This is a genomic window from Hydrogenophaga sp. (assembly GCF_018780075.1).
Classification (GTDB): domain Bacteria; phylum Pseudomonadota; class Gammaproteobacteria; order Burkholderiales; family Burkholderiaceae_C; genus Hydrogenophaga.
The window spans coordinates 1-4,395 of record NZ_JADMKB010000041.1; the positions used below are offsets into that span (position 1 = coordinate 1).

Here is a 4,395-nt window from a genome sequence, read left to right on the forward strand (position 1 = left end):
CCACGGCCCCATCCTCGAAGAAGACCTGGCCCTGGCCAACAACAGCCTGGACCTGATCGGTCAGGCGCGCCTGCTCTACCAGCACGCCGCCACCCTCATCAACGCGGACGGCGCAGAAGCCCAGCGCTTCGCGCACCTGCAGGGCGCTCGGCTGGACGGTCGCATCACCGAGGACACGCTGGCCTACTTCCGCGACACGGCCGAGTTCCGTTGCCACACGCTGATGGAGCTGCCCCACCACGGCGCCTTGGTGGGCTACGCGGTGAGCGAGCGCGACTACGCAGTGACCATCGCACGCAACTTCCTCGTCAGTGCGCTGATGGTGCTGGTGTGGGACCAGCTGCAGGGATCGAAAGACCCGCAGCTCGCCGCCATCGCCGCCAAGTCGCTTAAAGAGGTGCGCTACCACCTGCGCCACGCGGGGGACTGGCTGGTGCGCTTTGGCGACGGCACGGACGAATCGCACCACCGCGCGCAGGCCGCGCTGGACCACCTGCTGCCCTGCTGCGAAGCCTTCTGGCACCCGTCGCCCGCCGAGCAGGCGGCCGCGGTCGACGGCAGCGGCGTGGACCTGCGCACGCTGCGCGTTCACTGGAACGCGCTGGTGAACGACACCCTGGCCGAAGCCACGCTCGCGCGCCATGACCAGCCGCACGCGGGTTACGTGGCCCAGGGCCACGTGGGCGCGCATTCGGAGCACCTGGGTTTCCTGCTGGCCGAGATGCAGAGCCTGGCGCGCATGCACCCGCAAGGCGTCTGGTAAGCCCCATGAACGCAGCGATGCTGGACACGACCGATGAGGTGATCAGCGCGATCCGCGCCACCCTGTCGCGCCTGACCGATCCCGAAATCCCGGTGATCACGCTCGAAGAAATGGGCATCCTGCGCGACGTGCGCCGAGGCGCGGATGCTGAGCCCGAGGTGGTCATCACCCCCACCTACAGCGGCTGCCCCGCCATGGGCCAGATCGAGGACGACGTGCGCGCAGCGCTGCAAGGCATGGGCTTTGAGGGCCGTGTGATCACTCAGCTCTCACCCGCCTGGACCACCGACTGGATGAGCGAGCCCGCGCGCGAGAAGCTGCGCGCCTACGGCATCGCGCCGCCGCAATGTGGCAGCCCTGCCGACACGCCCGCCGGGGTGGTGAAGTTCAGCCGGCACGCGGTCCGGCACACCGCGGTGCCGTGCCCCCAATGCGGCTCAAACAACACGACCGAAACCTCGCCGTTCGGTTCAACCGCCTGCAAAGCACTCTTCAAATGCCTTCACTGCCTGGAACCCTTCGACTACTTCAAGCCGTACTGACCCCGCACAAGACATGAACACCGCCGCCCCCCGCTTCCACGACCTCCCCGTCTCGCGCGTCAGCCCCGAAGCCGCGGGCGCGGTGGCGATCTCGTTCGCGATCCCCGAGCCGCTGCGCGAGGCCTTTGCGTTCGAGCCCGGGCAGTTCCTCACACTGCGCGCCAACATCGGCGGGCAGGACGTGCGGCGCAGCTATTCGATCAGCAGCCCGCGCAGCCAACTCACGCGGCAGGGCGAGCTCACGCTGGGCATCCGCCCGGTCGAAGGTGGCGTGTTTTCCAACTGGGCGGCGGCCGAACTCAAGGCCGGCGACACGCTGCGCGTGATGCCGCCCGACGGCCGCTTCACCGTCCACAAGCCGCGCGCCATCCACCGCGTGGGCTTTGCGGCGGGCTCGGGCATCACGCCCATCCTGTCCATCATGGCCAGCACCCTGGAGGAGTCGCCCGACGCCCAGTTCACCCTGGTCTATGGCAACCGCCGCATGGCCAGCGTGATGTTCAACGAGGCCCTGCAGGACCTGAAGGACCGCTACCCCGGTCGCCTGACGCTGATCCACGTGCTCTCGCGCCAGGCGCAGGAAGTGCCGCTGCTCGAAGGCCGCATCGACGGCGACAAGGTGCGCGAGATCATCGCCGCGCTGCTGCCGGTGGGCAGCATGGACGAGGTCTTCATCTGCGGTCCCGAGGCCATGATCGAAGCGACCGAGGCGGCCTTGCTCGACGCGGGCGTGCGCCCCGACCGCGTGCACACGGAGCGTTTCACCTCACCGACGCTGGACGCCCTGCCGTCGGAGCAGCGCCAGTCCGCGGTGCTCGGCCACCCGGCCGTGCGCACCGACGGCGAGGTGGCGCTGACCGTGGTGCTCGACGGCAAGCCGCACCAGCTGCGCATGGGCAAGGACGAACACGTGCTCGACGTGGCGCTCAACGCCGGGCTGGACCTGCCCTGGTCGTGCCGCGGCGGCGTGTGCTGCACCTGCCGCGCCAAGGTGATGGAAGGTGCGGTCAGCATGGACAAGAACTTCACGCTGGAGCCCTGGGAAACGGAAAAGGGCTTCGTGCTGAGCTGCCAGGCACGACCGACCACCGACACCCTTGTGGTCAGCTACGACGAGCGCTGACAGCGGTCTTCCAGTAAAAAGGCCTCCCGCCATGACGACAGGAGGCCTTGCAAGGCGCCAGAGAGAACCGGCGTCAGAACTTCCAGCCCAGGCCCACGCCGATCAGCACCGGATCGACCTTGAACTTGCCGATTTCGCTGCCACCGGCCGAGACCTTGGTGCCGAGGTACACCTTCTTCACGTCCAGGTTGAGGTACAGGTCTTTGCCGACCGGGATGTCCAGGCCGACCTGCAACGCAGCGCCCACGCTGTTGCGCTTGATGTCCACGCCCGCCGGCAGGTTCACCGAGCTGAAGCGCGTGTAGTTCAGGCCCGCGCCCACGTAGGGCTTGATCGCGCCCATCGGGAAGTGGTACTGAAGGCTCAAGGTCGGCGGCAGGTGCTTGAGCGAGCCGATCTCGGCGCTGCCGGCCGAGAGGGTGTGCTTCTGCGGCACCGTCAGGATCAGCTCGGCGGCCAGGTTGGGGCTCAGGAAATAGGTGAAGTCCACTTCCGGCAACCACTTGTTGTTGATGGACAGGTCCAGACCGGTGCTGTCCTTGTTGGCGCTGTTCAGGTGAACGGCGCGGGCGCGGACCAGCAGGTCTCCCGCCTTGAAGTCTTGGGCCAACGCCGGGGCTGCGGCCAGAACGGACAGGGCGGCGATGGCAAGGATGTGCTTCTTCGACATGATCAACTTCTTCCTCATCACGGGAACATTCCCGGAACGGATTGGAGTCGCCCCCTCTGGCATGCCGCTTGAGTCAGGTCAAAGGAATGGGGCGCCACCACCGCCGCCGCCCCGCTGCCGTGCCGCCGCCTTGACCCAGATCAAACCGGTCCCGAGACCGTGCCCCAGGGGCCATGTCCTGCCGCGACCGGCGAGTGGGCGCACTCAGCGCACGGCATCGGCGAGCGCCCGCGCGTACAGCGGGCTGGCACCGATGTCGCCGTGCCCCGCTCCCGGGATGTTCACCAGGCGCGCCACGCCGGGCCGGAAGTGCGCCAGCAGCCGGGCCGTGCGCTCAGGCCGGATCAGGGTGTCGCGCTCGGCCGCGATCAGGGTCGTCGGCACGCCGATCCGTCCTGCCAGCCCGGCCGAATCAAACCGGTCCCGGATCAGCCAGCGCACCGGCAGCCACGGGTATTGCCCGGCCGCCACGTTTTCAATGCTGTCGTAGGGCGTGATCAGCACCAGCCGCGCCACCGGCTGCTCGCTGGCGAGGCGCGCCGCGACGCCGCTGCCCAGGCTGCGCCCCACGACCTTGATCTCGGGGTGCCCGGGCCGCACGTGTTCATACAGCGCGCGGGCATCGGCGTGCAAGGCCGACTCGCTGGGCGCGCCCGTGCTCTGCCCGTAACCCCTGTAGTGCATGCCGTACAGCGCATGGTCGGGAAACAGGCCCGCAAGCTGCGGCATGGTGGCCGACACGTCTTCGGCGTTGCCGCCGAAGTACAGCACCGCCGGCGCGCCAGGGTGCGCACGCACGCTGATCTGCAGCGTGGCGCCGTCCACCGGCAGCGTCATCGACGCCACCGCCTGCCGCGCGGGCTGCGGGAAGTAGAGCAACGAGCGTTGCCAGACGTACATGGCGCCACAGCCCGCGAGGTAGAGCAAGGCAAGGCCGGCGGCGGTCCACAGCAGCATCAAACGCAGCGCCCGGAGGGTTCGCATGGTGGGTTCACATCAACAACCGGAGCGTGTGCCCGCCCAGCCCACGCCGCAGATCCGGCTGTGCCGGTTCCAAGGGCGTGGTCCCTCTGGGGAAGCCGCACAGCGGCGCAGAGGGGAGGTCACACCCTCTCCAGCGCCTGCCCCAGATCGGCCATCAGGTCGTCGATGTGCTCGATGCCGACGGAGAGCCGGACCATGTCGGCGCTCACGCCGGCCTTCTTCATTTCGTCCGGATTGAGCTGGCGGTGCGTGGTGGACGCCGGGTGGCAGGCCAGCGACTTGGCGTCGCCGATGTTGACCAGGCGGGTGAAGA

6 protein-coding genes are annotated in these 4,395 nt (G+C 68.6%); 3 read left to right on the plus strand and 3 right to left on the minus strand.

The window, feature by feature from the left end:
- The 3 genes from paaC to paaE all read left to right on the plus strand — a co-directional run.
- Positions 1 to 763: 1,2-phenylacetyl-CoA epoxidase subunit PaaC (gene paaC, locus IV088_RS09730; RefSeq protein WP_291101169.1), on the plus strand; the 763-nt coding region annotated here is incomplete at its 5' end.
- A 17-nt stretch (positions 764 to 780) separates the two neighbouring features.
- The gene (paaD, locus tag IV088_RS09735; protein WP_291101183.1) at positions 781 to 1,305 is read left to right on the plus strand and encodes a 1,2-phenylacetyl-CoA epoxidase subunit PaaD; all 525 of its coding nucleotides are present in this window, start codon (positions 781 to 783) and stop codon (positions 1,303 to 1,305) included.
- A 13-nt stretch (positions 1,306 to 1,318) separates the two neighbouring features.
- Positions 1,319 to 2,428, plus strand: coding sequence for a 1,2-phenylacetyl-CoA epoxidase subunit PaaE (gene paaE, locus IV088_RS09740; protein ID WP_291101172.1), 1,110 nt, complete (start codon positions 1,319 to 1,321; stop codon positions 2,426 to 2,428).
- A 73-nt stretch (positions 2,429 to 2,501) separates the two neighbouring features.
- On the opposite strand, the gene IV088_RS09745 is transcribed toward paaE, so the two are convergent.
- From IV088_RS09745 to IV088_RS09755, 3 genes are all read right to left on the minus strand, one after another.
- Entirely contained in the window at positions 2,502 to 3,098 is a 597-nt protein-coding gene (locus IV088_RS09745; RefSeq protein WP_291101174.1) for an OmpW family outer membrane protein, read from the minus strand.
- Between the two features lie 204 nt (positions 3,099 to 3,302).
- Positions 3,303 to 4,082: an alpha/beta fold hydrolase gene (locus tag IV088_RS09750; protein WP_291101177.1), complete on the minus strand. Its 780-nt coding sequence runs from the start codon at positions 4,080 to 4,082 to the stop codon at positions 3,303 to 3,305.
- A gap of 119 nt (positions 4,083 to 4,201) precedes the next feature.
- Positions 4,202 to 4,395: PLP-dependent transferase (locus IV088_RS09755; protein ID WP_291101180.1), on the minus strand; the 194-nt coding region annotated here is incomplete at its 5' end.

Bases quoted from the DNA above. Each gene is read 5' to 3' on its own strand.
- paaD (WP_291101183.1), top strand. From the start codon at position 781: ATGCTGGACACGACCGATGAGGTGATCAGCGCGATCCGCGCCACCCTG.
- paaE (WP_291101172.1), top strand. From the start codon at position 1,319: ATGAACACCGCCGCCCCCCGCTTCCACGACCTCCCCGTCTCGCGCGTC.
- IV088_RS09745 (WP_291101174.1), bottom strand. From the start codon at position 3,098: ATGTCGAAGAAGCACATCCTTGCCATCGCCGCCCTGTCCGTTCTGGCC.
- IV088_RS09750 (WP_291101177.1), bottom strand. From the start codon at position 4,082: ATGCGAACCCTCCGGGCGCTGCGTTTGATGCTGCTGTGGACCGCCGCC.